Source organism: Rathayibacter sp. SW19, assembly GCF_030866825.1.
GTDB lineage: Bacteria > Actinomycetota > Actinomycetes > Actinomycetales > Microbacteriaceae > Rathayibacter_A > Rathayibacter_A soli.
In genome coordinates, this window is the sequence record NZ_CP133020.1 from 2932445 (window position 1) to 2957505 (window position 25061).

A 25061-nucleotide genomic window follows, 5' to 3' on the forward strand; every position below is an offset into this window, starting at 1 on the left:
TTTTCACCTCCGAAGTTTCCATCCGGTCCGGGTTCTATCCGATCGGTTCTTATGTTGATCAGTCTTCGTTCGATCAGCCGGCGCCGGCGAGCGGTCGGTCGGTTGCGTTGGGTGTCAGGTAGGGAAGCCCATCGCATGGAGGGCTTGCCGGGCGATGGGTTCGTAGATGACGGCGACCACGCCCAGCACGAGCAGAAGCAGTACGGCGATCAGGCAGCAGGTGAGGACCATGGCGGCGACAAACCGCGCAACATCGAGTCCACCGCCCGGCTCGCGCCACGCGTTTTCGGTGGATCGAGAATGACCCAGACCGGCTCGGAACCGCTGCCAGACGCGTCGCATTCGCTGACCGGTGGTACGGCCCGCGTGGTGCGCCCATCGTTGTAGATGGTTTTGGTACAAGTCGAAGATTGTCATCCTGAGTTCTTTTCACCGGCCGGACGGTGCCGGGTTCGGGGGTGGGATGGTCGCCGTCGGCCGGTTCGGCGACCACCCCGGAACCCTTCCGGGGAAGCATGCTGCGCCACCCGCCTCATGCGGTCCGGCATGCACATCCGAAGGGACCCCCGAAGGGGTTGTTGTGCGTTTATGAGTTGCGTGGTTACGGGGTGGCTGATGAGCCCAGGACGACGTTGTGGTCTTTGCCGGCACTGGATTCGATAACGATCTTGCGGGGTTTTGCCCGCTCGGCGATCGGGATGACCACGCTGAGCACACCGTTATCGTAGCTGGCGCTGATGGCACCCGAGTCGGTGTCATCGCCGATGGCGAACTGACGTAGATAAGCCCCGGTGGGGCGTTCCTGGGTGAGCCAGCGCACGTTCTCCTTGCCTGTGTCCGCCAGATCGGTGACGGTGCGCTGGGCGCGGATCGTCAACAGGCGCCCATCCAGATCGACATCGATCGAACCCGGGTCCACTCCGGGAAGGTCGGTGTTCAGCACATACCGGTCCCCGTCACGGTAGAGATCGACCGGCATGGTGCGTGGTTGCCTGCTGGTATCGAACACGGACTGGGCGATGCGATCCAGTTGGCTGAACGGGTCGAAAGACATGGACATGATGATGTTCTCCTTTCCAGGCTACCGACAGAGCCATGCGAGCCCGTCGGGGGGAGGGTTGTTCCACACAGTGAACGTTCCTCACATCTCGGAACTAATCTGCAACTGCTGATACAAATCTTTTACACCGAATGGTTGACATGTGCAAGATGGGGTTGGCATTCTTTAACAATGAATAAGCGTTCCTCCTCGACCCCGGTCTATAGCATCGCCGTGGCTGCCCAGCTTGCCGGATTACCGCAGGCGACCCTGCGCCGCTACGAGGCCAACGGGCTTCTCACTCCTGCCCGAACCGACGGTGGAACGCGTCGCTACAGCGATGCGGAAGTCACCCGGTTGCGTCAGGTCGCCGACCTGCAAGAAGACGGCGTCAACCTGGCAGGCATCGGAAGGGTGCTGGACTTGCAGGAGGAGAACCAGGCGTTGCGGCAAGAAATCGCCAACACGACCGGTATCAGCACACAGGGCACAGGCGCAGCCCAACCGGAGGAAACACCCTTGCTCTGACGAATACCTTGCCAGGAGGGAGCACATCATGATGCAGAGCCGTTTTGCCGTGGACGCACCCCGCGGCGGATTGACTTTGGCCGCAGTGTTGAGGCACCAACAGTACCAACAATCCCACGTACGCATCGATGCCGCTCTGCATCGTGATGGTGCAAAGGCGTCGTCGATGCAACCCGACATGCGCAGCCGTCACCACTCCGAAACCCCGACAGAACAGGGAGGGATCTCATGAACATCGAACACGTCCTGGAGCCTCTGGCCGACATCGACTATCCAGCCGAACGAGAGGACCTTGTGATGCTGGCCCTCCGCGACGGCGCACCGACACCGGTGTTGGAAGTGCTCCAGAGCCTGCCCGCGCAAAGCTTCAACGGCCGCTACGAGATCCGGCAAGCACTCAACAGGCACAACAGCCCAGCCCACCTGGCCAGCTAAGCCTCGATGCACTGACTGTCCCGGAGACAGCCACGCCGCCAGGCTCGAGGCGAATAGGCCTGCACCGCGCCACGGCACCCGTTGATCCGCCAGCACCAGCCAGCGTAAGCGCGGCACCTCAAAATTGTTGGAAAACACTTGCAATAGCTACCTCATATGAGTTATAAAATCTGTATCTATCGGCACAGATGTGTCGGTGGTTTCGGAAACAAGTGAATTGGAGGAGATCAAGAAATGCTGTTGCAACATGACCCGTTCCGTGAACTCGACCGGCTCACCCAACAGGTGTTCGGAACCGTCGCTCGACCCACTAGCATGCCGTTGGACGCCTGGCGGGAAGGCGATGACTTCCTGGTCGAGCTGGACCTGCCCGGCATCGACCCGGACAAGTTGGATATCGATGTGGAACGCAACGTGCTGACGGTCCGTGCCGAACGCCTCAGCCACATGCCGGACGCCGTCAACGCGGTCGCCGCTGAACGCTCCTGGGGAGTGTTCGCCCGGCAACTGGTGCTCGGCGACGCGCTGGACACCGACAAGGTCGACGCGGACTACACCGCCGGGGTGCTGCGGTTGCGCATCCCGATCGCCGAGCAGGCCAAACCGCGCAAGATCAGCATCACCCGTGGTGACAAGACCGAGAAAGGGAAGGAGACCAAAAGCATCAGAGCCTGATCAACCCAACCGGTAAGACACACCAGGTCGGGAGGTGGTGAAGATGACGCTGTCGAGCCTGATTGTGTTTGAGCCCATACCGGCTACCCAGCAGGACACCTTTCAATTGCTGCTGCAGGACCGCGAGTGGGTCCAAGCACAATTCGTCACCATCATGAACACCGCCGGGTTCGGTGACCGACCCATCGTGGGAACCATTGCCTGCCCTCCACCCCGTGGGGATGTTCGGTGGAACCCCAACACGACACGCCCGGTGGCGGCGACCGGCAGGGTCTCCCTCGGCGAGGCGGTTTCCCGGGTGCGATCACCCCCGACACGGTGATTCAACACGAAGCGCCCGGAGTCCCGACGGAGGACTCCGGGCGGGAAACCGGAAAATCACGAATCCCAGCGGTACGAACGACAGCGTAGAAGCCCGAAAGGAAGGCGTTGCGATGAGTCTTGCAACCCCGACAGGTGTGGTCACCCCGTTGAGTGTCTTCCGGCCCACCATCGTGCGCCAGCCGGCGGTGACTGTTCCGGTGACCGTCTGCACAACACGGTGGAACATCGGTGGTTACCGCATCCGCCGGGTCCTTGACCAAGCCCGCATCACCCATCACGACATCGACCTCCAGACCAGCCCCGACGCCAAAAACACCCGCCAAAGCCTCCCTGGGGTTGGCGCCGTCACTTTCCCCGTCGTCTACATCGACGGTGAGTGGCTGATCAAACCCACACCCGACACGATCCAAGCCAACCTGACGTCGCGTCAACCGGCTGTTGCCCCGCAGTGGCGTCGCAGAGCCCATCCTGATCCTTGGACATGGCGCCAGCATACGCGGGACGCGATGGTACATCACGGCAACCGCAGACCGAATCCCTGCGGGTAAGCGGGGCGGAAGGTGTTGTCCGGGACATCCGAGAAGCTCGCGAGAACTGCGGCCATGGAGGATGGGATCTCGAACGGTAGCCGTCCGACCGGTGCTGCCTCACCGAACAGGACGCGAGCGTACGCCTCGGAACCCGCACCGAAGTTGGCCGTGACCGCCGAGACCAACGGCGCGACCTGGCCGAGCAGCACCGGTCGGTCGAGATACACGTCCACGATGGTGGGCGTGATGGCCGCGACCGCGCGGATGTGCTCGAGCGTTTCCTCGGGGAACACGAGCGAGCCGCGGTGGAAAATGCTCGCCCAGCCGCCTTCGCTACGCGGCACCCAGGGTGCCTGGATGCGGAGGACGGCCACGTCGGCTTCTTCGGGTGTGGCGACGTGCTCGCCTCGGCCGGTCAGTGCTGAAGGGTCCAATCCTTCGGCGTACACCTTGACTCCGCTGCGTAGGGGTAGTACGTCATCGTTCGCGATCACGACATGGGCAGCGGCTTGAGCTTCGATCCCTTCTGCGACGTGCTGCGGATTTCCGATGACCGCTACCGCGTTATCCACATCCACGAAGCGTGTCCCATCGAACAGACCCAGTCGGAACTTCTCGCGGAGAATCCGGCGCAGCGAAATGTCGAGCCGCTCCTCGGAGATGCGGCCGGCCGACATCTCGGCCAGAAGCAGCGCGGTGTCATGCTCGCCACCTACCTGGTCGACGCCCGCATTCAACGCCTTCACCAGACGTTCTGCGGGGGTCAGATGCTCCACGCCCCAGTAGGTGGTGTTGATCACCGACCAGTCGGTGCAGACGATGCCGTCGAAGCCGAGCTTATTCCGGAGCAGCCCAGTGATGATCTGCTTGTTGAAGGCGAAGCCGACCTCCTCGACAAGTTCTCCGTCCAGCCTAAGCCCGATAGGTACCCCGTAGTACGGCATGATCTGCGAGACGCCGGCGGCAATCGCGGCCTTGAACGGCTCGAGGTGCAGCTCGAAGGCGCCTCCGGGGTAAATCTGTTCCTTGCCGAACGGGAAGTGAGGGTCCTCTCCGTCTTTCTGCGGGCCACCTCCGGGAAAGTGCTTGGCCATGGCCGACACGGAGTGGGGGCCGATGTGCTCGCCCTGTAGGGCGCGGATCTGTACCGCTCCGAGCCGTGCGACCGTTTCGGGGTCGGAGCCATAAGTGCTTACCTGGCGAGCCCATCGAGGTTCGGAGGTGACGTCAATCTGTGGGTGCAGAGCGGTGCGGATACCGGCAGCGAGGTACTCCTTGCGCACGATGTCACTGAAGTGTTCGACCAGGGCTTCGTCACCGATGGCCGCGAACCCGAGTGGTTCGGGCCACTGCGAGAACGGTCCGGCGAAAACGGCCGTGGCGGGATTGTCAGTGAAGGAGTGGCGCGGGTCGGTAGAGATCGTAACGGGGATGCCAAGAGGCTGCGCGGCCGCGGCTTCCTGCACCGCGTTCACCCACTGTGCGAGCTCGCGGGGGTTGGGGGCGCGCATGATGTTGAAGTGGTTGATGCGTCGGTTGAGAACCTCACGCAGCGGGGGTGTCATACCCATGAACCCCTCTGCGTCGAAGTCGCCCACCTGCATGATCGGCTGGAAGATCAGGCCCGCCTTATCTTGGGGCGTGAGCCTGTCGATCAGGTCCGACACTCGATTCTCGATGTCGAGTGACCTGTCCTGGTAGGGCATCGTTGCGGTGCTTGCCTGCATATTTTTCTCCTTATATTGCGGATGTTCTGTCGGAACCGGGAGGGGTAAAGAACCGTGCCGATGTCGGGTGGGCGCTGGTGTATGCCCGCCGCGGCGGATGATCAGCGGATGCCACGGATAGGCAGGATCGCGACGCTTGCTGCGATAGTCAGCACGATTGCGATGACCCACAGCGGGGGGTACCCGGCAACCGCGACAAGGGCTCCAGCCAGGACGGGGGCGAAGATCTGCGGGCCGGCGTTCGCGATGTTCGCGATTCCGAGGTCGCGGCCGGCGTCGGCGGCCTTGGGGAGAACCTGCGCGATCAGCGCTTGGTCGACGGCGAGATAGGCGCCGAACCCGAACCCGAGGATGCCGTAGGCGACGAGCATTCCGGTGAATGTCGGGGCGATGAGGGCCACAACACATCCTGGGATGAAGATCAGCGTGGAGGCGATGACGAAGACCTTCAGTCGGCCCGTCTTGCTGGCGAGAACCCCGACGACAAGGGCGGCAACGAGCACCGCCAGGGTGCTGACGCCGGACATCTGCACGGCGGCGATGCTGGCCTTTTCCAGCGACCCGATGTGGATGTAGTCACGCAGCACGTACACGTGAAGCGCAGTAGCAATGGTGTACGCGAGGAACGCGACAAAGCGGGCGAACAGCGCCCACCAGTAGTTGCGGTGATCGCGGAACCCGGGGAGCGGGGAACTAGCCTTCTTGCCCGGTTTGGCAGCGACTGGAACGTAGTCCTTGGTGCCGATCGCAAACAGGACGGCGACGATGAGCAGCTGGGCGGCGACGATCGCATAGGCAAGGAACAGGTTGTGGACAAGGCCACCGACTGCGACGCCGCCGAAGATGCCGAGCAGACTGACCGCCCCGTAGATGCCGGACATTGATGGCTGGCTACGGACCGGGACACGCTCGGGAAATGTAGCTGTAGTGGCGATCTGATAGCCGTTCAGCGGGAAGATGACCACCGCCCACAACACGCCCAGCCAAATCCCATCCTGCGCGAGAGGGAGTAGGAGCAGTCCGATCGCTGAGACTACCGCGGTACCGAGCGTCCAAATGTTACGGCGCCCAAGGAAACGCGTGCGGGTGCGGTCGGAGAGTCGGCCGACGATCGGCTGAGCGAAGATCGCGACGATCGCTCCGACGCTCACCACGGCCCCCAGGATTGGCGCCGATACCGCATTGCTTGCGAAACCGGCGATCTGCCGGGCAAACAGCTGCTGCAGGATCGACCCCCACACGACACTGATCGCGAAGGCTGCGAGCGGGTACATCACCCACATCCGTTTCTGCATCATTGCCGGCCCAATATTCGGGCCATCAGCGACCGGAATGGGCAGTTCGTCAGCCAGGACGTCCGGGAGGGGCGGTTCGGTTGGATAATTCGGGTTAGACATGGTTCTTCCTTCTGCGGTGAAGTGATGCTCGGATGAGACCGTCCTCTTCCCAGTTGGGAAAAAGTATGCAACCATGACCATTGAAATGTCAAGATGTTTTTCCCGTTCGGGAATAATGGTCCCCGGCGCAACCTTATTTAGGAGTGGCATGACGGACAATGGCGAGGTTAAGGAGGCCCGCAAGCGCATCGGACGTCCTCCCCGGATCACGGGCACTCAGATCATGGAGGCGGCGCAGAAGTACACGCCGGAGTCCCTGACGATGAGTGGCCTAGCCGCCGATCTCGGCGTCGACAGGAAGTTGCTGAACTACTACGTCGGCGGAAAAGAACAATTGCTGCACTTGATCGCCCAAGAGGCGCTGAAAGCACAAGTTCCCGAGCTGACCATCGCCCCCAACGCGGAGTGGGACGAGGTGATCCGCACTACCGCATACAGCCTGCGTGAGGCCGCCATCGCGACCGGCCAACTCGTCCATTTCTCGTCGACGTATATCGCGGCTCGCTCGCTCGCTCCCGTCGAGGCGTCAGGGGCCGCGCTCCTGAGCGCTGGATTTGACCGCCCCACCACTGCTCACGCGCTGATGATGATCGTCTCGCTCTGCATTGCCTCGGCACGGGATGCGCTGTTCGACGCCAGCCCAGAACGCCATCCGCAGCACCCCGAGAATCGGGAAGTGTTCAACCAGTTGGAGACGGAGCTTCCCATTCTTCATGCATTACAGGACACGGTTCCCACCTTCGGACTGGAACAGTTCCAGTTCAACATCGACACCGTCATCAGCGGGCTACGAAAGCGTCTGTCTAAGACGACGTAGAGGCCGCAGGTAGCCCCAATACCGTTTTTGCAGGCGAACAGCGTGACTGAATTTTCAAGGTGCGGCCTGTCGCGATGGCCGCCAATCGCATCACACCACCATCTCTCCCAGGGCATGCCCATCCGGAAACGATCATTTTCGGTGCGCTGTCGACGACGGGTGAATACTAACCCCAGGCGCCACGACGACAAGCGGCCAAAATTCGGCCGACGTAGACAGTCGTCGGCGTCCTCAAACGTTGGACACATCACACTGCTGCAAGTACTGGTTGGCCACATCACGGTGCGAGGGTTCGGTCGGCACGGTCAAGTCGCTGAGCGCCAGCGAAGGTGAACGGCAGCCAATCTGGTTGTTGGCCTCGGCATGAAGTTCTCGACGGGACCCTTCGGATCGATCACCTGCCTTGTCTGTACGTGCCCTCTTCACGGGAGGCGGTTCGGAAGCCGGCGTTTCCCGTTGAGGAGTCTGGCGTGTTGGAGGAGTGTCAATGGCCAATCTGATCTGCCCGTGGCGGACACGTGGTCGCGGCGTCATCACGTCTGCACGGCAGCACATATTGGATCTCCAGCTTCAGCTGAGCGGTCAGGGCCTCGAGGTGCACGATCTGATCGCCCGGGATCGCCAACGTGCCCAACGCACGGGCGAACTGCGTGGCATCGGGCCGCCCGTTGGCACGCCAGATGACATTGTGAGTATGGCAGAACGAGCTGGTCGCCTGAGGCCAGAGTCCGCCGGTCGCGATGCCCCCGCCGCAGGCTGCTTCACAGGCAGCTGGTCCACCAGCCATCCGACCAGATCCGGACGGCGCGGGCAGGCATCAACGGCGGCCACGACCCGGGTGTCGAGTACTGGCTGTTGGCCCGGCGCAGCCTGGCCGACCCGGACGAGATCGCCTCCTACCTCACCCACGGACCCAAACGGGTCAGCCCGGCCGAACTGGCCGCCGCGGCCGGTGCACCATTCGCGACTGGTATCCAATTTTACTCGCGCCTTGCGCGGAGCCGGCTATAACGTCCGGCATGCCGGCGAATGGAACATTGGGCGTGAACGTGATCCGCGTACGACGACATCGGCGGCGAACACCTGCGAGGAGGACTGAACTCATTCGACGAGGCCTCCTATCGGTGGCTAGACCAGAATGGTTATCCGTCGGTCGCGGCGACTGAACAGAGCTTCGGCCGATCACCCAATAATTCAGGGCGGGGCCATCTTCTGGCCGGTCGCCTGCAGCAGCCGTTCGAAGCAACCGGTGAGTCGTTCATCTTGAGCCAGGCCGAGCCGCTTCTCAACCGATACGCAACACAATGGGCGGAGACCGGCACGCCGTTCATGTCACACTGCCCTCTCCTTCTGGTGACGTTTTAGAGAAATCTGGTATATCACTCATGTGTAATTCTAGGCGTCGAACCGACTCGAGGAGGCTATTTTGGTCGAAAAACGAGATCCAACCCATTTTATATCCAGAAATTGTTCACGAATTTGTAAACATTGCGCAATTTGATATACCATGTGTGAATGCAAGTCAGGAGCGAATTTCTCCAAAATGCCGGCACGGACCGTGCTCCGGAGAGCAAGAGCGTGTTTATAGCGCGCATGTTACGCCGGGGGATTCTCGATGGTGAATATGCAGAGGGTGAGAACCTGCGACAGCGCGACATCGCTGCACATTTCGGCGTCAGCTCTACTCCGGTACGTGAAGCGCTCAGTCAATTGCTGGCCGAGGGGTATATCGAAGCAAAGCTGAATCACGGCGCGCGAGTGCGGCCGCTTGCCGAGCGTATGAGCGAGAACTGGCGTCTGCGTGCGGCGCTTGAATCCGTTGCTGCCGAATTGGCTGTCAGTCAAGTGACTCCCGAAGCCATCCAGCACCTTCGGCAGATGGCGGCGGAGTTCTCGGAGGCACCGGAGAGTCGGCATGGCGAGCTCAACCAGAAATTCCATTTCGCTATCTACGAGCTGTCCGATTCGCCCGTGCTCATGAGATTTCTCACCGAGTTGTGGCAAACCCTCGACATGGCTCCGACCAGTCGTCGCGCACATGAGGCGTCGGCGGCGGAGCATGACCTCATCATCAATGCACTTGAGCGCGGCGATGGACGAGCGGCGGGCGAGTATACGCGGCTGCATATTGAGGGCACCAGACCGCTCGACTACTAACACAACCACTAACCGTTCTCGCTTCCAGGAGCGACCGCCGAAAGGTCACCACGTGACTGTCATTGTTGACACACATACGCACATCTATCCGCGGATCTACCTCGATGCTCTCGGGCGTCGGACCGATAACCCGCGGGTAAGCGAGCGCGAGGGCGATTCGGGTTTGTTCCGGATCTTCCCCGGCGACCAGGGTCGGCCGATTACACAGGACTACTGGTCGATTGATCGCAAGCTTGAGTTTATGGATGAGCACGGAATCGACTACTCGGTCGTTTCGCTGGGAAACCCCTGGCTTGATCCATTCGAGCCGGCTGAATCGCTGGAGTTGGCATCGCATCTGAATGAGGAGCTCGCCACTTACAGCAGACGGACTGCGGGGCGGATCGTTGGCATGGGGTGCATCCCGAATGCGTCGATCGACGAAGTCGTGGGCACCCTGAGGGATATCGCCGTACGTGAGGGACTGTTTGGCGTGGCTATGGGTACCCGAATCAGTGGTCTCGCGTTTGACTCCCCGGAGTTGGACGCCGTATGGGCCGAACTGGAACGCTTAGCGTTGCCCGTGCTTGTGCATCCTCACTACGGCGTCGGCCTCGACGAGATGCACGGCTATGGCCATGCATTACAGCTCGCGCTTTCGTTTCCCTACGAAACCACTCTCGCGCTCACCAGACTGGTGATGTCCGGAGTCTTGACCCGCTTTCCGGACTTGCGAATCATCGGTTCTCACGGTGGCGGAACGCTGCCGTACCTCGCTGGGCGTGTCGATGGGTGCTGGCGTCCCGATGAAGTTGCGCAGGCTCGGCACGATGTCGAACCGTCCAAGGACTTCGCGAAACTATGGCTAGACTCCCTGGTCTACACGCCGAGCGCTCTCACTGCAGCACTCGACCTTGTGGGTCCAGAGAAGCTGATGTTCGGCACGGATCATCCATTCGCGATCGCAAATCCGCAGAAGAACCTGGAGGCAATCCATCGGGCGGCACGAAGCTCTGCTGTGTCCGAGGCGGTAATGGGGTCAAACGCGATTGGGCTATTCGGCTTGAAGGTCGCCGAGGCGGAGAGAGTTCGGTGATGCATGCGCCAACCGGTTCAGCGGCCGCCCTCGCTACCGGGGACATGATCCTGCTGCGATCCTGTGGCGCCCTCTACCTGATCCGCGGGGGAGTTCCCGCTGTGGTGGAGGGTGAGGACGTGTTCGTGTCCGGAGGTCGCGTGAGGGCGATCGGGCGAAACCTCCGCGTACCGGAGGGTACGTGGACAATTGAGGCATCCGACTGGGTTGTGATTCCCGGGCTGGTGAACACCCATCACCATCTGTCACAGCAACTCACGCGAACGGAGGGCCTCGACTGCGGACTGGCCGGTTGGTTGGCGAAGCTGTACCCGGTGTGGAGCCATATCACTGCCGAGGATGCATATGACGGTGCACGTATAGGAATTGCCGAATTGCTACTCAGCGGATGCACCACTGTCGGCGATTTCACCTACTACTTCCCCACGGGAAGCGGTGACATATTCGAGGCCCAGGTGCAGGCTGCGGCGGAACTCGGTTGCCGGTTCGCGCCGGTGCGCGGCGGGCTTGTCGAGCTGGAAGCGGCGACCCGCGAGCGGATTGGTGATTGCATCGACTCTTCGATCGAACCTGTTGACGCGATGCTGGAGCGAATGGAATCTGCTATCAACAGATTCCACGATGCCAGCGATGCCTCGATGTGCCGTGTCGGCCTCGGCCTCACCGAGAAGACATATGGGTTACCCCAGGTGATGCGGGATGTCGCGGAGCTGGCCAACCGGCACGACGTCACACTTCACACCCACCTCCACCCGCGACCCGACGAGCGAGAGCGAGCTCGCTTCGCGGCGGGGCTGGACCCGGTCGGATTTCTGCAAGACACGGGGTGGTGGAATGAGCGCCTCTGGATCGCGCACGGCACTGGACTCACCCCCGAAGAACTGCATTCTGCGAGCCAACATGGGGTGGGATTGTCCTTGAGCCCGAGTTCAAATGCGCGGTTCGGCTTGCCAATCACGCCCGGTCTCGCCGCTGATCTCGCGGGGGTGGAAATTTCGATCGGTGTTGATGGCGCCGCATCAAATGACTCGGGCCACCAACTCGCCGAGATGCGCCTTGTCTTCCAGACCCAGCGCATCCGCGCAGCACAAGACGGGCTTCCCTTCCAACTGGTGACGCCGCAGAGAGTGCTGAGCTGGGCGACCGTCGGAGGCGCACGCACGCTCGGATGGGATGGCGGCGACATACGAGTGGGCGCACTCGCCGACATTGCGGCATTCAGCTGCCGCGAACTGGAATACGCCGGGGCGAGCGACCCAATAGCTGCACTTCTATTGTGTGCCTCTGGCGCTATGCGTGCCCGACTGGTGTTGGTCAACGGGGCGCCAGTAGTCGAGAACGGCGCGCTCACGCACGCAGACAGCATGGACATTGCCGAGCGCGGGCGTAGCGCGATGGAACGGTTATGGCAGCGATCGGCGAACTAGCCCAATATCGGATTATTCAGGAGGAACCAGCAAATGTCAGCAGAGCAGAAACAGCGCCATCTGGGCGTTTCATCCGACCAGGTGGGCAAATACGTACTTATGCCCGGCGATCCAGGACGGTGCGAGCCGATCGCGGCGTTCTTGGACGGCGCAGTTCACGTCGCAACCAATCGGGAGTTTTCCACGTGGACCGGCACCCTCGACGGCACAACAGTCAGCGTCGTGTCAACGGGTGTCGGTAGCCCCTCGGCCGCAATCGCCGTCGAGGAGCTCCACAAGATTGGCGCACACACGTTCATTCGTGTGGGCACCTCTGGCGCAATGCAGCCTGACATCGTCCACGGGGAGTTGGCGATCGTCACGGGCGCGATCCGTGATGAGGGAACCTCGCGACAGTACCTACCGATCGAGTTCCCCGCGGTTGCTGACGGCGCAGTTGTCGCTGCCCTCACTTCGGCCGCGCGCCAAGCCAACCTGCCGCACCGCCTGGGAATCTCGCACTCCAAGGACTCGTTCTACGGGGAAACCGAGACGGCACGGATGCCCCTGGCCGGGACTCTGGCCGAGCGATGGAACGCCTGGGTGGCGGGTGGAGCGATCTGTTCAGAAATGGAGTCATCTGCCATCTTCATTCTGTCCTCGATATACGGGACCCGTGCCGGCGGCATCATGCAGATGCATGCCGGAGGCGCGCCCGGCAATCAGAATGCGCTCCTGTCGACCGCGATCGGTGCGGTTCGACTACTTATCGCTCGCGACCGGGCCGACTCCGCACTTGAGGGCCATAGTGCCTAGGTGCGTGGGTCAGTAGTGGTGTTGGTGTGGTTTGGATGTTTGATCAGGGATTTTGGGTCCCAGTGTGGGATAATTTGGTATGGGATCGGATACTCCTGATGGTCTTTTCGATGAGTCGCTGATTGAACGGGTGATGCCTGATCTGTCGGTGATCCAGGCTGGCGCCGGGATCCATAAACGGTTCAAACCGTTCGATCCGGATCTGGTGATGATGGTGCCGCCGTCGTTGGACGAGTGGCTGCCGGAGGTTCATCTTTCCCGGTTCATTGCTGACGTCGTGGACAGTCAGCTGGACTTGTCGAAGTTTTATGCGTCGTATGCCAAGGCGAAGGGCCAGCCGCCGTATGACCCGCGCCTGATGGTTCGTGTGCTGCTCTACGGGTATTGCGTGGGCGTGCGTTCCTCGCGGGAACTCGAGCGTGCGTGTGTGGATGTGGTCGCTTTTCGTTGGTTGACCGCGCAGCAAGCACCCGATTTTCGTTCGATTGCCCGGTTCCGCAAACGTCACCTGTCGGCCTTGGGCAACGTGTTCTTGCAAGCGTTGGAGTTGTGTCGGGCGGCGGGGATGGTCTCGCTGGGGCAGGTCGCGTTGGACGGCACGAAGGTGCGGGCCAACGCGTCCCGCCGCAAGGCGATGAGTTACGCCCGTCTGACCCAAAGGCAGAAGGTCCTGGCCGAGGAGGTCTCCGATCTCCTCGCGGAGGCCGAGGCGATCGACACTGCGGAAGACACCCGGTTCGGCAAGGACAAACGCGGTGACGAGTTACCGGCCGAGCTTGCCCGGCGTGAAACGCGTTTGGGCAAGCTTGCCCAGGCGCGGGCTGCGCTCGAGGCCGACGCGGCGGCCAAAGCCCGTAAAGATGCCGAACAGAAAGCACGCGAGCACGGCGATGAGGACGGTGCGGTCAAGGAGAAGGGTCAGGACGCGGCAGCCAAAGCTGTGGTGGGACCGAAGACGCAACGCAACTTCACCGACCCGGACTCGAGGATCATGAAGACCGCGGACGGGTCCTTCCACTACTGCTATAACGGTTTCTGCCTGGTGGATAAGGACCATCAAGTGATCGTCAGCAACGATATGACGAACACCCCGAATGATTTCGAACAGTTGGCCCCGATGATTCAGAAAGCCGAAGCGACTCTGGGGGTACTGCCCGGTCAGGTTCTGGTCGATGCCGGCTTCTGCTCGGTGAAGAACCTCGAATTCGCGGAGGGCATCGAGGAAGCCAGTGCGGGCAAGACAGAGTTCTTCATCGCAACCCGCCGACTCAACGCTGCAGAGGAAGCGATCATGGGGACGGGTCAGCAACAGGCGGCCGCGGCGACCGCAAAACTACGAATGGTGCAAAGGCTGCGATCCAAACACGGCCACGATATTTATGCCAGGCGCAAAGCGATCGTGGAACCGGTGTTCGGACAGATACACACCAGGCAAGGCAAACACGTGCTCCTGCGCGGGCTTGATCAAGCCAAACACGAGTGGGACCTGATCGCCGGCTGCCACAACCTACTCAAACTTTTCAGCGCCACAACCGCACGGTCAATGAACGGACTGGGAACCTAACCCGTCAGGATCGGGCCGCCCCACCAGGACCAGTCAAGCTGCCGCCGTCGCTCCACGGTCTCTGCAACACCAGAAGACCCCACCGATCACACATGGCACGCCTGCCCGCCACGACAGCCAGCGGCCGGAAACCGCCGCCAACTCCCAACCCCAAACCACTACTGACCCTCGCACCTAGCACACCGCTTACGGGGTTGGCAACCTCTTGTTCGTGCGCAGCAAGCGGTATAGACCGGACAGCATAGACCGGACATTGACATGAAATGGAGCAACAAGCATGAGTATCGGAACTGGGATCGTCCTGTTCGTGATCGGCGCGATCCTGACTTTTGCCCTCAACATCCAGGTAGCGTGGATCGATCTGCACCTGGTCGGCTACATCTTCATGGGTGCCGGCGTCGTCGTTTTCATCATTGGCATAATCTTGGTGAGTCGTCACCGCAGAGCGACGACGACCTCCCGCTCTGCCGTCGATCCCGTCGACGGAGCGCGCGTTACCCGCAGCACCTCGGAAATCGATGACCCACCCGTATGAGCTGGCACGGTGACACTGAACACAGACCGATTCCACAACGTCGCGGTGCGATGATATGGGGATGGGCTACCTCATTTACGCCAACACCGCGGAATATGAAATCGAAGATCGAACGCTCTCCCATGTGAAGGTCGCCGTCGTCGCCAAGCTGAGACGACAAGAGAGTTTCCTCCTGAGTTGGGGTCCGACCTCGTCAGACGGCTCCGGCCGCATCAGCCTGTGGCTTTCGCCGTCGATTCCGCTGCAGTTCCGATTCTCGGGCAGTCGAGCGCCCGAACTCAATCCTGCGTGGCTCCAGGCGCTTGCGCACTCGGCGAACGGCACCAGGGGGATGATCGTGATGACCGAGAAGGAGGCCGAACTCTATCTGAACCAGGCGACGCCGTGACAGCACCGGCAGCAGCACAACCGGCTGGCCGTGCGTCTGCGCTCCGTGCTCCTGCTCTCAGGGCACGATCGCAAGCGCAACCGCTCCGCCGACTCCGATCAGCAACCAGACCACATAGTCGCCAATGTGCCCGGAATGGATGCGGTGCAGCCCGTGCACTATCCCGCGCAGCGGGTGCACCGCGGCTTTTACAACCCGCGGCAGGTTCTGTGCGTACAGTCCGGTCGTAGCGACCAGCAGCGCCCCAGCCACCGAAACTAAACAGAGCAGGATACCGGCACCACTCCAGCCAACAGCTAACGTCTCGACGTGCGCGTAGCCGGGCGACCCGCCAAGGACCGCCGCGACATAGCCGGCATGGTCGATGAAGCGTTCCGCGGCCACGGCCACCGCCGCTCCAAACGCCGGAATCAGTCCGACAGCCGCGCCGGCCGCGAGCAAGCCCACCAGCGGGATCGCCATCGTCACCGGAACCCGTGCCATCCGATTAGGGAGTTCACGTTTCTCCTCGTCCCCACTCATCTCCTCCCCCTCAACATGTGCCGGAATGCGTCCGATGCCGAGAAAGATGCGGGCGCCCGCGCGCAGAACCGCTCCGCCGGAGAGCGCGGAGACAACGATGAAGAGCACCGGCCCCCAACCGAACCCGGACGCTGAGAGACCGTCCTCTCCGATGATCTTTCCCAGGCCGATCGCGAATGGAGGAAGGCCGGCCAGAGCGAGACCTGCTGCCAGATAGACACAACCAAGCATCCGCGCATCCTTGCCCCGCCCGCGCAACGAGAACTCGTCGACGCTGCCGTATCGGTTTAGGCCGAAGTTACGTATGAGTTGAGCCCCTACTTCCCCGTCGTTGCGGGGAGTGGGGGTTCTTTTGTATCAACAATTGTAGCCAGTAAAATAGGTGTGTTGAGCCATGATCTATCGTGATTAGCGTTTAGAATTATGGCGTGGCGAAGAACGCAACGGCGATGCATGTGGCCAAAGTGAGAACCAAGGCGGTCAACAAGGCTGGTGAGGAACGCGTCTACGAATCGGTGCTGCTGCGCCGCTCCTACCGGGAAGGCGCCAAGGTCAAACACGCGACGTTGGCGAACCTGACCGCGCTGCCGGACAGTGCGATCGAGGTCCTGAAGGCATCCCTGGCCGGCAAGAGTCTGATCGTCGCCGACGACAACCTGGAGGTGACCCGGTCCCTGCCGCACGGGCACGTCGCCGCCGTCTGGGCGCAAGCCCAGGCACTGGGGCTGCCGGCTCTGCTGGGCCCGGCGGGCAAGGCTCGGGACGTGGTGCTCGGTCTGATCATCGCCCGGGTCTGCAAACCGGCCTCGAAACTGGCCACGACCCGGTGGTGGGCCGACACCACCCTCGCCGAGGACCTCGGCATCACCGACGTCTCAACCGATGAGGTGTATGCGGCGATGGACTGGCTCGCGACCCGACAAGAAGCAATCGAGAAGAAACTCGCCCGCAAACACCTGGGCGAAGATGCCAACCCGGACCGGTTGGCGTTGTTCGACCTGTCCTCCTCCTGGGTCACCGGCACACACTGCGAGTTGGCGGCCCGCGGGTACTCCCGGGACGGGAAGAAGGCTCTGCCGCAGATCGAATACGGGCTGCTGACCGACCCCGCCGGCCGGCCCGTCGCGATCCGGGTCGTGCCCGGTAACACCGCCGACCCGACGGCGTTCCAGCAGATCGCCATCGAAATGAAGACGACGTTCGGTGTCAACGACATGGTCATGGTCGGCGACCGCGGCATGATCACCTCCGCCCGCATCCGGCAGCTGAAAGAGTTGGGCGGTCTCGGCTGGGTCACCGCACTGCGCTCCGTGTCGATCGCGGGCCTGATCGCGGACGGGTGCGTGCAACAATCCCTGTTCGATGACACCAACCTGGCCGAAATCCAACATCCCGACTATCCCGGCGAACGCCTGATCGCCTGCCGCAACCCTGCCCTGGCCGACAAACGCGCCTACAAACGTGAGCAGCTGCTGGCCGCGACCGAGGCTGACCTGACCGTCATCGCGACCGCCGTGACCGCGGGCCGACTCACCAAGGCCGGGCCGATCGGAGTCCGTGTCGGCAAAATCCTCGGCAAACACAACATGGCCAAACACTTCCAGCTCATCATCGACGACGGGCTGCTCACCTTCACCCGCAACCAACACAACATCGATGCCGAGGCGGCGTTGGACGGCATCTATGTGATCCGCACCAGTGTTCCGGCCGAGCAGATGGACACCGCCACCGTCGTCGGCACATACAAGTCGTTGGCGCACGTGGAACGCGACTTCCGCTCAATCAAGTCCATCGACCTGGACCTGCGGCCCATCTACCACTGGACAGAAACCCGAGTTCGCGCGCACGTGTTTCTGTGCATGCTGTCCGCCTACCTGATCTGGCACCTGAGGAACGCGTGGGCACCGCTGACCTTCACCGACGAGAACCGACCCGACCCGGCCGACCCCGTCGCACCCGCGAAACGCTCCACCGCCGCCCGCCGGAAAGCATCCACCGCCACCACCGACACCGGCGAGCCCGCCTACAGCTTCACCGCGTTGCTGGACCACCTCGCGACCCTAACCCGCAACCGGATCCACATCGCCGGCCACGACGACGAGATCGGCTTCGAACTGGTCGCCACCCCCACCCCGATCCAACGCCACGCGTTCGAGCTGATCGGCCAAACCATCCCTACCACGCTCAAGTAGCCAGAAACACCACCACAGTCAGCAGTAAAATCCCGGCTCAAGCCAGAGAAACCCGCCCTCAACCCGCGTAACTTCGGTTTAGGATGATGCCGGCCGACAGAAACAGCACCGACTTCACGGCCGCGTGCCCGATCACATACACCGCGATTCCGCCCAAGGCGACCGGGCTCAGTGACCCGACGGCAAGTAGGAACAGGCCGGTGTGCGCGATCGTCGAGTACGCGAGCAGCCTTTTGAGATGGCGCTGCAAGAGGCACATCACCCCGCCAAGGAGGGCGGTGATCACCCCGAGGATCATCAACAGTCGCTGGATCTGCGCGGCTTCGAGGGTGCCGCTGAATCCGACCCAGTACAAGCGCGCGACGCCGTAGATTCCGAGCTCGACCATGATGCCGGAGAACAAGACGCATACCGGGGTCGGCGCGACGGCGTGCGCATCATCGAGCCAGAAATGGAATGGGACGACGGCGCCTTTGACCAGGAACCCCGTCGCGATCGAGACGAAGCCAACCACCGCGAGCGGGTCTGGTGCGTGCGTTGCGAGGGCCCGAGACAGTTGTGCCAGGTTCAGTTGTCCGGTGGCCGCATAGAGCATCCCGATTCCCATGAGGGAGATGTACGCCCCCAGGGAATTGATGATCCCGAAATTGAGCGCACCGTGCACGGCCGACGGGTCTTCAACCTTCGTCGCGGTGAGCGCGTAAGCCGCGACCCCCATCAGATTGAAGAAGACAAACATGTTGAACACGCCGCCAGACAGTGCGAAGCCGGTCATTCCTGCCAGGAACATCAGCATCAGTGCGTGATAGTGCGTGTGGATGTCTTCGAAGTACCGCCAGGAGAACGCCAGGGCGCAGCTCATCAACACCCCAGCCACGAGCACAATGCCGACGCTGAACTGATCCCCCACCAGGACGATGCCGACACTGCCCGAACCGTGATGCGGCGTCCAACCGCCGAGCCAGGCAACGAGTCGCCCACGGGCGGAGGCTTCCAGAAGAACGAATTCCATTGCGGTCACCGCAACAGAGGTGGCAATCGCGACGAAGTCGACCGTCGGCCGATTCACCCAACTACCCATGCCCAGCAGGACGCAAGCGACCACGATGGGGACCAGGATGACGGCGGGCATCAGCACGGTGGCAAGTGCTGCTGAGGTCATGTCAGCCTCGCAGCGCCCGCAAGTTGTCCGGATTCACGGTGTCGTGTGTTTTGGCGATCTGAATCGTCAATGCCAGCAGCATCGACGTCACTGCGGTCGAGACGACGATATCCGTCAACGTCAACGCCTGGACGACCGGATCGACCAGGTGCTTCGCACCGGTCGGCGACGAGTTGAAGATAGGCGCGGTCGCGCCATTCTGGTAGCCGACCGACAACAGAAGCACATAGGTCGCGGATTGCGCAACGGCAAGACAGACGATCGCTTGCACCAGGTTCCGACTGCGAGCGATACCGATCACACCGAGCAAGAAAATTGCAACGGCAACCAGATAGGGATACAGCGTCATGCCCGGTCCTCGCTCTCTATCGTCGCCGATGACGACCCGCCGGAACGCTGTGGCCATGACAGGTGCCGCTGCTCGAGGAAATGGGCGATCAGCACCACCATGCTGCCTGCAACAGCGAGCCCGACGGCACCATTGAGCAACGGCACGCTGCCCGATGAGACGAGTTGTGCCAGAGCACCGTACGGGAGCACATTGGCCAACCACGCCCCTCCCAAGGCCAGTGCACTCGCGCCGATCGCTGCGAACGCAATCACGCCGATTGCCTCAGCTTGCTCGAACCAGCCAAGCGGGCGCAGCCGCCTGAACGCAGAATATCGACCGCCGACGTACATCAGATGTAAGCCAGTCGCCAGGATGACATCGCCCTGAAATCCTCCGCCGGGAGTAATTGCTCCGTGCGTAACGACGTCAACACCGAGGATCAGCGTGACCGGAACGGCGACGACCACCAGCAGTCGGGTGGTATTGCCTGTCTGCGATACCTCACAGCAGTAGCCGACTTCCGGGGTGCAGCCGCGAGAGCTGACTTCACGCTCACATGGCTTTCACGAGCCAGGAAGTGCGTCCTCAAGATGGGCAGTTGTTGAAGTTCGGTGAAGTAGCGAACTTCACGAAATTCGCTCTTAGCCTCCGGCCACTTGGCGATGGGGCTCGCCAGCCGTCCGCCTTTCGGTTCCTGATGGTGGCGTTTGAAAACTGGCCTCGTGCAGTTCCTGGTCGGGTCCTTCGTCTTGCCAGCTGGGTTTCCGGAAGCGATAGATCAGTAGCGCAGCGCTCACGAAGACGACCAGTCCCGCCGCGACCAGCGCGACGTAGATGACGGGATTTCCAACAGGCAGTTGTGTCGGCGGAAAGAACGATACGAGGAGGGAGAAAGCGACGGCCGCGAAGCCGAGTCCGGCGACGATCCACATTCCTGCTTTGCCGCCCGGGATTTTGAATGCGCGTGCCAGTTTGGGCTGTGTGTAGCGGAGTCGGATTGCGGCGGCGTACATGAGCAGGTACATCACGATGTAGAGGCTGATTGTGACGGTGGAGATCAGGAAGAACGCTCCGCTGACGTTCGACGTGAACAGGTAGATCGAGGAGACGGCGGTCACGATGATCGCCTGGATGATCAGGATGTTGCGGGGGGCGCCCTGCTTGTTGGTCTTCTGCATGAGCGGCGGCAGTAAGCCGTCGTGCGCGGTCGCGAGGAGACCTCTGCTGGGCGAGGACAACCAGGCCAGGGCGCCACTGAGCGCGCCGAACGCGATGAGTGCCGCGAGCACTTGGACGACCCAGCCGATATGCCACTGGTCGACCAGGACTGTTTTCAGCGCTTCGAACACTCCGGTCTGGAGGACGAGCTTGTTGTAGGGCACCAGGGCGGCGACGGCGAGCGAGCCGAGCAGGAAGACCGCTATGGAGACGATCGAGGCCAGCAGCATCGCTGCCGGGAACCCGCGTCGTGGGTTCTTCATCTCTCCGACGTGCACCGATTGAACTTCGACGCCGGCGAAGAGCAGCATGATGTTGCCGAGGAACGCAAGCGACCCGAGTCCGGCGAGAAGCGGAAGCAAACGAGGCCCTGCGGAACCGTTGACGACGTGGCTGACCGCAGAGTCCGTTGCGGTCGACCAACCCATGGCGTGACCGGTCGTAGCCCACCAGAGAAACAGCAGGACGAGCACCGCACCGGGAACGACGGTGCCGATCAGGAACCCGTACTTGGCGACCCTGGCAAGGATCGCGCTACCACGGAGGGCGAGGAGCGTCGCGAGCCAGTAGCTGACGATACAGAAGATCCCGACGTAGATGTGGGCGTTGGCGAGGCCTGCGTCGTTCAGCGCGAAGGCCGCGGCCGCCGCCGCGAACGCGAGACCAGTGGGAAACCAGACAACGTTCTGAATCCATTGCAACCAGATGCCGACGAAGCCCCAGCGTTGCCCGAACGCTTCCCCGATCCAGGTGTATACGCCGCCTTTGCGGTTGGAGAACGCGCTCCCGAGTTCTGCTGACACGAGTGCCGCGGGGATGAGGAAGAGGATGACGGCGAAGCCGATGTAGGTGAACATCGTGAGTTCTTCTTTGGCCATCACGGGCAATCCCCGGAGGCTGGTGACGACTGCGGCTGCGGTGAGGAAACCGACGGTCGGGACCGACATGAACGCAGCCTTCTTGACGCTGTGCTTTCGAACGTCGACGGGTCGAGTGAGTGTTTCGCCGGTCATGATTTCACCAGTTCGGCCGGCACTGCAGGGATCGCGTCGTGATTGAAACCAGTTGCCTCACCCGCCGTGAGTTTCCTCGACGGGGGGCGGTCGTCGAGCTTCGCAATGCCGCGGCGCATGTCCTCAAGGAGGAGGTCGGCCATGTCGATGCTGAAGCCATGGCGCACGATGATGCGCTGCACGGTCACAGCTTCCTGTCCGGCGGGCAACGTGTAGGCAGGGACCAGCCAGCCGCGGGTGCGCAGTTCTTCGGCCAGGTCGAACAGGTTGTGTGCGTGCTCGCCTGCACTGAGCTTCCAGGTCACAGCGGGGATGCCCAGGGTCGGGTCGCCGCTGAAGACAAGCTCGAACCGACCGAGGCGGGTAATCCCTGCTGCGAGGTGCTGGGCGACCTCGTACGTTGCGGCCTGGATCTTGCGGTAACCCTCTTTGCCGAGCCGGAGGAAGAGATAGTACGAGGAGATGACCTGCCCGCCGGGTCGGGAGAAATTTAGGTTGAACGTCGGCATCTGACCGCCGAGGTAGTTCACATTGAAGATCAGTTCGTCCGGCAAATCGCCGCGTTCACGCCAAATCACCCAGCCGCTCCCGATCGGCGCAAGACCGGTCTTGTGTCCAGACGCGTTGATGGATTTGACCCGCGGGAGGCGGAAGTCCCAATCGATCTCAGGGGCACAGAACGGTGCGACGAAACCGCCACTGGCAGCGTCGACGTGAATGGGAATGTCTAAGCCGGTGCGCGCCTGGAGGTCGTCGAGTGCAGCGCTGATCGCCGCGACATCCTCGAACAGGCCGGTGAACGTCTGACCAAAAGTCACGACGACGGCAATGGTGTTCTCGTCGCACTGAGCGATCGCTTCCTCCGCCGTCATGACATACCGGTCGTTCATCGGCACCTGTCGGGTTTCGACATCGAAGTATCGGCCGAACTTCTCCCAGCAGACCTGCACGGGCCCGCATACGAAGTTCGGGGTCGCGGTCGATTTTCCGGCAGCGATTCGCTTCGCCTTCCAGGTCCATTTCGCAGCAAGACCCCCGAGCATGGCTGCTTCGCTGGAGCCAGTCGTGGAAGTGCCGATGGTGCCGGCAGCGTCCGGGGAGTTGAAGAGGTCGGCGAGCATATGCACGCAACGGTTCTCGAGTTCAGCGGTTTGCGGGTACTCGTCTTTGTCGATGATGTTCTTATCGATCGAGTCGGCCATGAGCTGGCGGACTTCGGTTTCGACCCAGGTGGTGCAGAACGTGGCGAGGTTCATCCGGGCGACCCCATCGAGCATCAGCTCGTCATGGACGAGCTGATACACATCTCGTGGGTCCCGTTCGGGCGCGGGAAAATGACTCTTCGGAGCCCTTCTGATCATCGAGGGCGAGGCGAATACGTCGCCGAGTTCGTCGTCCAGAGGGACCGGGTTCGCGGTGATCGTCATGATGCCTTCTTGTCATGGTCGAGGGGCGTCGGCTGTTCCTGGTCGATGAGTGCCGAGGGTTGCTGCAGTAAGGATGTGCGGGACTGGAGATCCCAATCGGCGATCAGCGCGGTGATGTCGATTGGTTGCGTTGCGCCCAGACCGATATTTGCTGGATCGTCTGGTGCCGGAAAATGTCCGGGTTCTATTGGCTGCGTGTCGAAGGGGTTGTTGCTGAGTGTTGTCATGGTGTTGTCCTGCCCGGTCAAACGGTTATCGAGAACACACGCGTGAGTCATCGCTCAGCTGTGCGGTGAGGGGGAAGGACAAACGTCGTCGGTTGTTACCTTCCACAGCGGTCTCAGTGACCGGGCTATGGAACGAACGCTGCGCTTCTGTGCGGACGCGGCCAGGGTCTGCCTTAGGTCGGCGCGCGGATTCTCGCGTGAGAGGTAGGCGGTGTTGCGAGCGTGCTGGGAATCACGGTGGCCCCTTTTCGGCGTGTATTAATCCGCCGCCGGGGATCTCGAGCAACATGCTCACCATACGCGTGCGCAGTTCGCACGTCAATTCCCATTTCGTTCGGATCGGCTGGGCGTAGTGTGTGAGGCACGCGCGGCAGAGGTCGTGCGTACGGTCGACGCCCGGTTTGCGTGCCGATCTTGCCGCACGCGAGGTCCGCGAGCTATCCATGACCGATGCTGTCCCCGCGTCCGATCCCCCGACTCCGACGGGTGTTCCCGATTGGGAGTGGGGCGACGATCTCTGCGCCCCGTTCGTCGATCTGCTGCCGGTGTCCGGCGCGTCGATCGCGGTATTTCGGCGCGGCGAACACCGGCGAGCAAATCTCGGTCTCCGATATCGCAGCTTCCGCCGGACACTGGCCGGCTTTCAGCGACGCAGCTCTCGAACAGGGATTCCGTTCCGTGCACGCGATACCCATGAGACTGCGCGGTGACACGATCGGCACGATGAACCTCTTCGGCACATCGGTGGGAGAACTCACCCGCCGAAACGCGGCAGCCGCACAAGCTCTCGCGGACGTGGCGACAATCGGGATCCTCCAAGAACGCGTCGCGGCCCATGCAAACGTGGTGGCTGAGCAACTCCAGAAAGCGCTCAACAGTAGAGTCCTCATCGAACAGGCCAAGGGTGCCATCGCCCAAGCCAACGGCACCTCGATGGGCGAGTCCTTCGCTGTTCTGCGCCGTTACGCACGCAACCACAACCTCACCCTCCACGCCGTGTCCGTGGCCATCACCAACCGGTCACTTCGCATCGCCGCGCTCATCGACAGTGGCGAGCGGATCACCAGGTATAAGCGGGCAGCCTGGCGCAGTCGAAAGCTCCCCGATGCCATTGCGCCGGCGAGAGCGTAGACTGTTCTTGTTGCTCTAGACCTTTGGCGGCGAACTCTTTCGCGCGAACTAGGGGTAACAATGGCTCAGCACCCGCATAGCCGGTCCATCGGTTCTTCACCGTGCGCCTTGCTCCAGGTGCACCGTCCGCAATCGGAGAGCTCGGCCCGGCTGCGTGATGAATCCGTCTACGAGCGACACCGTTCGGTGTTCGTTGCGCGCCAGGTACACCGCCCTGTCCTTCAGCCTCCGCTCTCGGGCAAGGCCGCGTTGTTGACCAACAGATCGGCGCGAGCCAAGACATTCACACAGACGCCACCGAATCGGCGCACGCAACGACGTCTCGTATCCACATTGCCTTCGCATGACGGCGCCGTCATGCCCACGCGGCATCCAAGCGATGGAGGGACGCTGGACTCCGCGAGCAGGCGTGTGTCCGCCACCAA

At 62.0% G+C, this 25061-nt stretch carries 25 protein-coding genes; 15 read left to right on the forward strand and 10 right to left on the reverse strand.

Going from position 1 to position 25061, the window contains the following annotated elements; translation table 11 throughout:
* Nucleotides 1–135 precede the first annotated feature (135 nt).
* Complete coding sequence (locus QU604_RS13630) at nt 136–387, forward strand: hypothetical protein (protein WP_308465170.1); 252 nt, start codon at nt 136–138, stop codon at nt 385–387.
* A 214-nt stretch (nt 388–601) separates the two neighbouring features.
* Here the strand turns inward: QU604_RS13630 and QU604_RS13635 are convergent, their stop codons facing one another.
* On the reverse strand, nt 602–1060 hold the full coding sequence (locus QU604_RS13635; protein WP_308465171.1) for an Hsp20/alpha crystallin family protein: 459 nt from the start codon (nt 1058–1060) through the stop codon (nt 602–604).
* 171 nt (nt 1061–1231) lie between these two features.
* Here QU604_RS13635 and QU604_RS13640 point away from each other — a divergent pair, with 171 nt between their 5' ends.
* From QU604_RS13640 to QU604_RS13655, 4 genes are all read left to right on the forward strand, one after another.
* Nucleotides 1232–1567: a MerR family transcriptional regulator gene (locus QU604_RS13640; protein WP_308465172.1), complete on the forward strand. Its 336-nt coding sequence runs from the start codon at nt 1232–1234 to the stop codon at nt 1565–1567.
* A 228-nt stretch (nt 1568–1795) separates the two neighbouring features.
* Nucleotides 1796–2002: a DUF2795 domain-containing protein gene (locus QU604_RS13645; RefSeq protein WP_308465173.1), complete on the forward strand. Its 207-nt coding sequence runs from the start codon at nt 1796–1798 to the stop codon at nt 2000–2002.
* Nucleotides 2003–2236: 234 nt separating this feature from the next.
* The gene (locus QU604_RS13650; protein WP_308465174.1) at nt 2237–2677 is read left to right on the forward strand and encodes an Hsp20/alpha crystallin family protein; all 441 of its coding nucleotides are present in this window, start codon (nt 2237–2239) and stop codon (nt 2675–2677) included.
* 434 nt (nt 2678–3111) lie between these two features.
* Nucleotides 3112–3549, forward strand: a complete 438-nt coding sequence (locus QU604_RS13655; protein ID WP_308465175.1) for a glutaredoxin family protein — start codon at nt 3112–3114, stop codon at nt 3547–3549.
* Here QU604_RS13655 and QU604_RS13660 read toward each other — a convergent pair.
* A complete protein-coding gene (locus QU604_RS13660; protein ID WP_308465176.1) occupies nt 3516–5258 on the reverse strand; it encodes a glycoside hydrolase family 3 protein in 1743 nt (580 codons plus the stop codon). The two genes, QU604_RS13655 and QU604_RS13660, sit on opposite strands and share 34 nt — an antisense overlap.
* 101 nt (nt 5259–5359) lie before the next feature.
* Complete coding sequence (locus tag QU604_RS13665; RefSeq protein ID WP_308465177.1) at nt 5360–6655, reverse strand: MFS transporter; 1296 nt, start codon at nt 6653–6655, stop codon at nt 5360–5362.
* 73 nt (nt 6656–6728) lie between these two features.
* On the opposite strand from QU604_RS13665, the gene QU604_RS13670 reads away from it, so the two are divergent.
* The 8 genes from QU604_RS13670 (at nt 6729) to QU604_RS13705 (ending at nt 15413) form a co-directional block, all read left to right on the forward strand.
* On the forward strand, nt 6729–7472 hold the full coding sequence (locus QU604_RS13670; protein ID WP_308465178.1) for a TetR/AcrR family transcriptional regulator C-terminal domain-containing protein: 744 nt from the start codon (nt 6729–6731) through the stop codon (nt 7470–7472).
* A 1515-nt stretch (nt 7473–8987) separates the two neighbouring features.
* Nucleotides 8988–9629: a GntR family transcriptional regulator gene (locus QU604_RS13675; protein WP_308465179.1), complete on the forward strand. Its 642-nt coding sequence runs from the start codon at nt 8988–8990 to the stop codon at nt 9627–9629.
* Nucleotides 9630–9681: 52 nt separating this feature from the next.
* The gene (locus tag QU604_RS13680; protein WP_308465180.1) at nt 9682–10704 is read left to right on the forward strand and encodes an amidohydrolase family protein; all 1023 of its coding nucleotides are present in this window, start codon (nt 9682–9684) and stop codon (nt 10702–10704) included.
* Nucleotides 10704–12131 carry an amidohydrolase family protein gene (locus QU604_RS13685; protein ID WP_308465181.1) on the forward strand — a complete coding sequence of 476 codons (1428 nt, stop codon included), beginning with the start codon at nt 10704–10706 and terminating at the stop codon, nt 12129–12131. The genes QU604_RS13680 and QU604_RS13685 overlap by 1 nt, the downstream gene beginning before the upstream one ends.
* Nucleotides 12132–12164: 33 nt before the next feature.
* Nucleotides 12165–12926, forward strand: a complete 762-nt coding sequence (locus QU604_RS13690) for a nucleoside phosphorylase (protein WP_308465182.1) — start codon at nt 12165–12167, stop codon at nt 12924–12926.
* 169 nt (nt 12927–13095) lie between these two features.
* The gene (locus QU604_RS13695) at nt 13096–14490 is read left to right on the forward strand and encodes an IS1182 family transposase (RefSeq protein WP_457852546.1); all 1395 of its coding nucleotides are present in this window, start codon (nt 13096–13098) and stop codon (nt 14488–14490) included.
* A gap of 277 nt (nt 14491–14767) precedes the next feature.
* Nucleotides 14768–15025 carry a DUF6458 family protein gene (locus tag QU604_RS13700; RefSeq protein ID WP_308465183.1) on the forward strand — a complete coding sequence of 86 codons (258 nt, stop codon included), beginning with the start codon at nt 14768–14770 and terminating at the stop codon, nt 15023–15025.
* A 61-nt stretch (nt 15026–15086) separates the two neighbouring features.
* Nucleotides 15087–15413: a DUF7882 family protein gene (locus QU604_RS13705; protein WP_308465184.1), complete on the forward strand. Its 327-nt coding sequence runs from the start codon at nt 15087–15089 to the stop codon at nt 15411–15413.
* 57 nt (nt 15414–15470) lie between these two features.
* Here the strand turns inward: QU604_RS13705 and QU604_RS13710 are convergent, their stop codons facing one another.
* Nucleotides 15471–16166 carry a hypothetical protein gene (locus tag QU604_RS13710; RefSeq protein WP_308465185.1) on the reverse strand — a complete coding sequence of 232 codons (696 nt, stop codon included), beginning with the start codon at nt 16164–16166 and terminating at the stop codon, nt 15471–15473.
* A gap of 197 nt (nt 16167–16363) precedes the next feature.
* On the opposite strand from QU604_RS13710, the gene QU604_RS13715 reads away from it, so the two are divergent.
* Nucleotides 16364–18127, forward strand: a complete 1764-nt coding sequence (locus QU604_RS13715; RefSeq protein WP_308464953.1) for an IS1634 family transposase — start codon at nt 16364–16366, stop codon at nt 18125–18127.
* Between the two features lie 58 nt (nt 18128–18185).
* On the opposite strand, the gene QU604_RS13720 is transcribed toward QU604_RS13715, so the two are convergent.
* From QU604_RS13720 to QU604_RS13745, 6 genes are all read right to left on the reverse strand, one after another.
* Nucleotides 18186–19289, reverse strand: coding sequence for a complex I subunit 5 family protein (locus tag QU604_RS13720; RefSeq protein WP_308465186.1), 1104 nt, complete (start codon nt 19287–19289; stop codon nt 18186–18188).
* Between the two features lies 1 nt (nt 19290).
* On the reverse strand, nt 19291–19638 hold the full coding sequence (locus tag QU604_RS13725; protein WP_308465187.1) for a sodium:proton antiporter: 348 nt from the start codon (nt 19636–19638) through the stop codon (nt 19291–19293).
* The gene (locus QU604_RS13730; protein ID WP_308465188.1) at nt 19635–20087 is read right to left on the reverse strand and encodes an MnhB domain-containing protein; all 453 of its coding nucleotides are present in this window, start codon (nt 20085–20087) and stop codon (nt 19635–19637) included. Before QU604_RS13730 ends, QU604_RS13725 begins: the two co-directional genes overlap by 4 nt.
* 174 nt (nt 20088–20261) lie before the next feature.
* Nucleotides 20262–21851, reverse strand: a complete 1590-nt coding sequence (locus QU604_RS13735) for an amino acid permease (RefSeq protein ID WP_308465189.1) — start codon at nt 21849–21851, stop codon at nt 20262–20264.
* The gene (locus QU604_RS13740) at nt 21848–23278 is read right to left on the reverse strand and encodes a glutamate decarboxylase (RefSeq protein WP_308465190.1); all 1431 of its coding nucleotides are present in this window, start codon (nt 23276–23278) and stop codon (nt 21848–21850) included. The genes QU604_RS13735 and QU604_RS13740 overlap by 4 nt, the downstream gene beginning before the upstream one ends.
* On the reverse strand, nt 23275–23505 hold the full coding sequence (locus tag QU604_RS13745) for a hypothetical protein (protein ID WP_308465191.1): 231 nt from the start codon (nt 23503–23505) through the stop codon (nt 23275–23277). The genes QU604_RS13740 and QU604_RS13745 overlap by 4 nt, the downstream gene beginning before the upstream one ends.
* Before the next feature lie 450 nt (nt 23506–23955).
* On the opposite strand from QU604_RS13745, the gene QU604_RS13750 reads away from it, so the two are divergent.
* A complete protein-coding gene (locus QU604_RS13750) occupies nt 23956–24636 on the forward strand; it encodes a GAF and ANTAR domain-containing protein (RefSeq protein ID WP_308465192.1) in 681 nt (226 codons plus the stop codon).
* The last annotated feature ends 425 nt before the right edge of the window (nt 24637–25061 follow it).

Bases quoted from the DNA above. Each gene is read 5' to 3' on its own strand.
- QU604_RS13630 (WP_308465170.1), top strand. From the start codon at position 136: ATGGAGGGCTTGCCGGGCGATGGGTTCGTAGATGACGGCGACCACGCC.
- QU604_RS13635 (WP_308465171.1), bottom strand. From the start codon at position 1,060: ATGTCCATGTCTTTCGACCCGTTCAGCCAACTGGATCGCATCGCCCAG.
- QU604_RS13640 (WP_308465172.1), top strand. From the start codon at position 1,232: ATGAATAAGCGTTCCTCCTCGACCCCGGTCTATAGCATCGCCGTGGCT.
- QU604_RS13645 (WP_308465173.1), top strand. From the start codon at position 1,796: ATGAACATCGAACACGTCCTGGAGCCTCTGGCCGACATCGACTATCCA.
- QU604_RS13650 (WP_308465174.1), top strand. From the start codon at position 2,237: ATGCTGTTGCAACATGACCCGTTCCGTGAACTCGACCGGCTCACCCAA.
- QU604_RS13655 (WP_308465175.1), top strand. From the start codon at position 3,112: ATGAGTCTTGCAACCCCGACAGGTGTGGTCACCCCGTTGAGTGTCTTC.
- QU604_RS13660 (WP_308465176.1), bottom strand. From the start codon at position 5,258: ATGCAGGCAAGCACCGCAACGATGCCCTACCAGGACAGGTCACTCGAC.
- QU604_RS13665 (WP_308465177.1), bottom strand. From the start codon at position 6,655: ATGTCTAACCCGAATTATCCAACCGAACCGCCCCTCCCGGACGTCCTG.
- QU604_RS13670 (WP_308465178.1), top strand. From the start codon at position 6,729: ATGACCATTGAAATGTCAAGATGTTTTTCCCGTTCGGGAATAATGGTC.
- QU604_RS13675 (WP_308465179.1), top strand. From the start codon at position 8,988: ATGCAAGTCAGGAGCGAATTTCTCCAAAATGCCGGCACGGACCGTGCT.
- QU604_RS13685 (WP_308465181.1), top strand. From the start codon at position 10,704: ATGCATGCGCCAACCGGTTCAGCGGCCGCCCTCGCTACCGGGGACATG.
- QU604_RS13690 (WP_308465182.1), top strand. From the start codon at position 12,165: ATGTCAGCAGAGCAGAAACAGCGCCATCTGGGCGTTTCATCCGACCAG.
- QU604_RS13700 (WP_308465183.1), top strand. From the start codon at position 14,768: ATGAGTATCGGAACTGGGATCGTCCTGTTCGTGATCGGCGCGATCCTG.
- QU604_RS13705 (WP_308465184.1), top strand. From the start codon at position 15,087: ATGGGCTACCTCATTTACGCCAACACCGCGGAATATGAAATCGAAGAT.
- QU604_RS13710 (WP_308465185.1), bottom strand. From the start codon at position 16,166: ATGCTTGGTTGTGTCTATCTGGCAGCAGGTCTCGCTCTGGCCGGCCTT.
- QU604_RS13720 (WP_308465186.1), bottom strand. From the start codon at position 19,289: ATGACCTCAGCAGCACTTGCCACCGTGCTGATGCCCGCCGTCATCCTG.
- QU604_RS13725 (WP_308465187.1), bottom strand. From the start codon at position 19,638: ATGACGCTGTATCCCTATCTGGTTGCCGTTGCAATTTTCTTGCTCGGT.
- QU604_RS13735 (WP_308465189.1), bottom strand. From the start codon at position 21,851: ATGACCGGCGAAACACTCACTCGACCCGTCGACGTTCGAAAGCACAGC.
- QU604_RS13740 (WP_308465190.1), bottom strand. From the start codon at position 23,278: ATGACGATCACCGCGAACCCGGTCCCTCTGGACGACGAACTCGGCGAC.
- QU604_RS13745 (WP_308465191.1), bottom strand. From the start codon at position 23,505: ATGACAACACTCAGCAACAACCCCTTCGACACGCAGCCAATAGAACCC.
- QU604_RS13750 (WP_308465192.1), top strand. From the start codon at position 23,956: ATGCTGTCCCCGCGTCCGATCCCCCGACTCCGACGGGTGTTCCCGATT.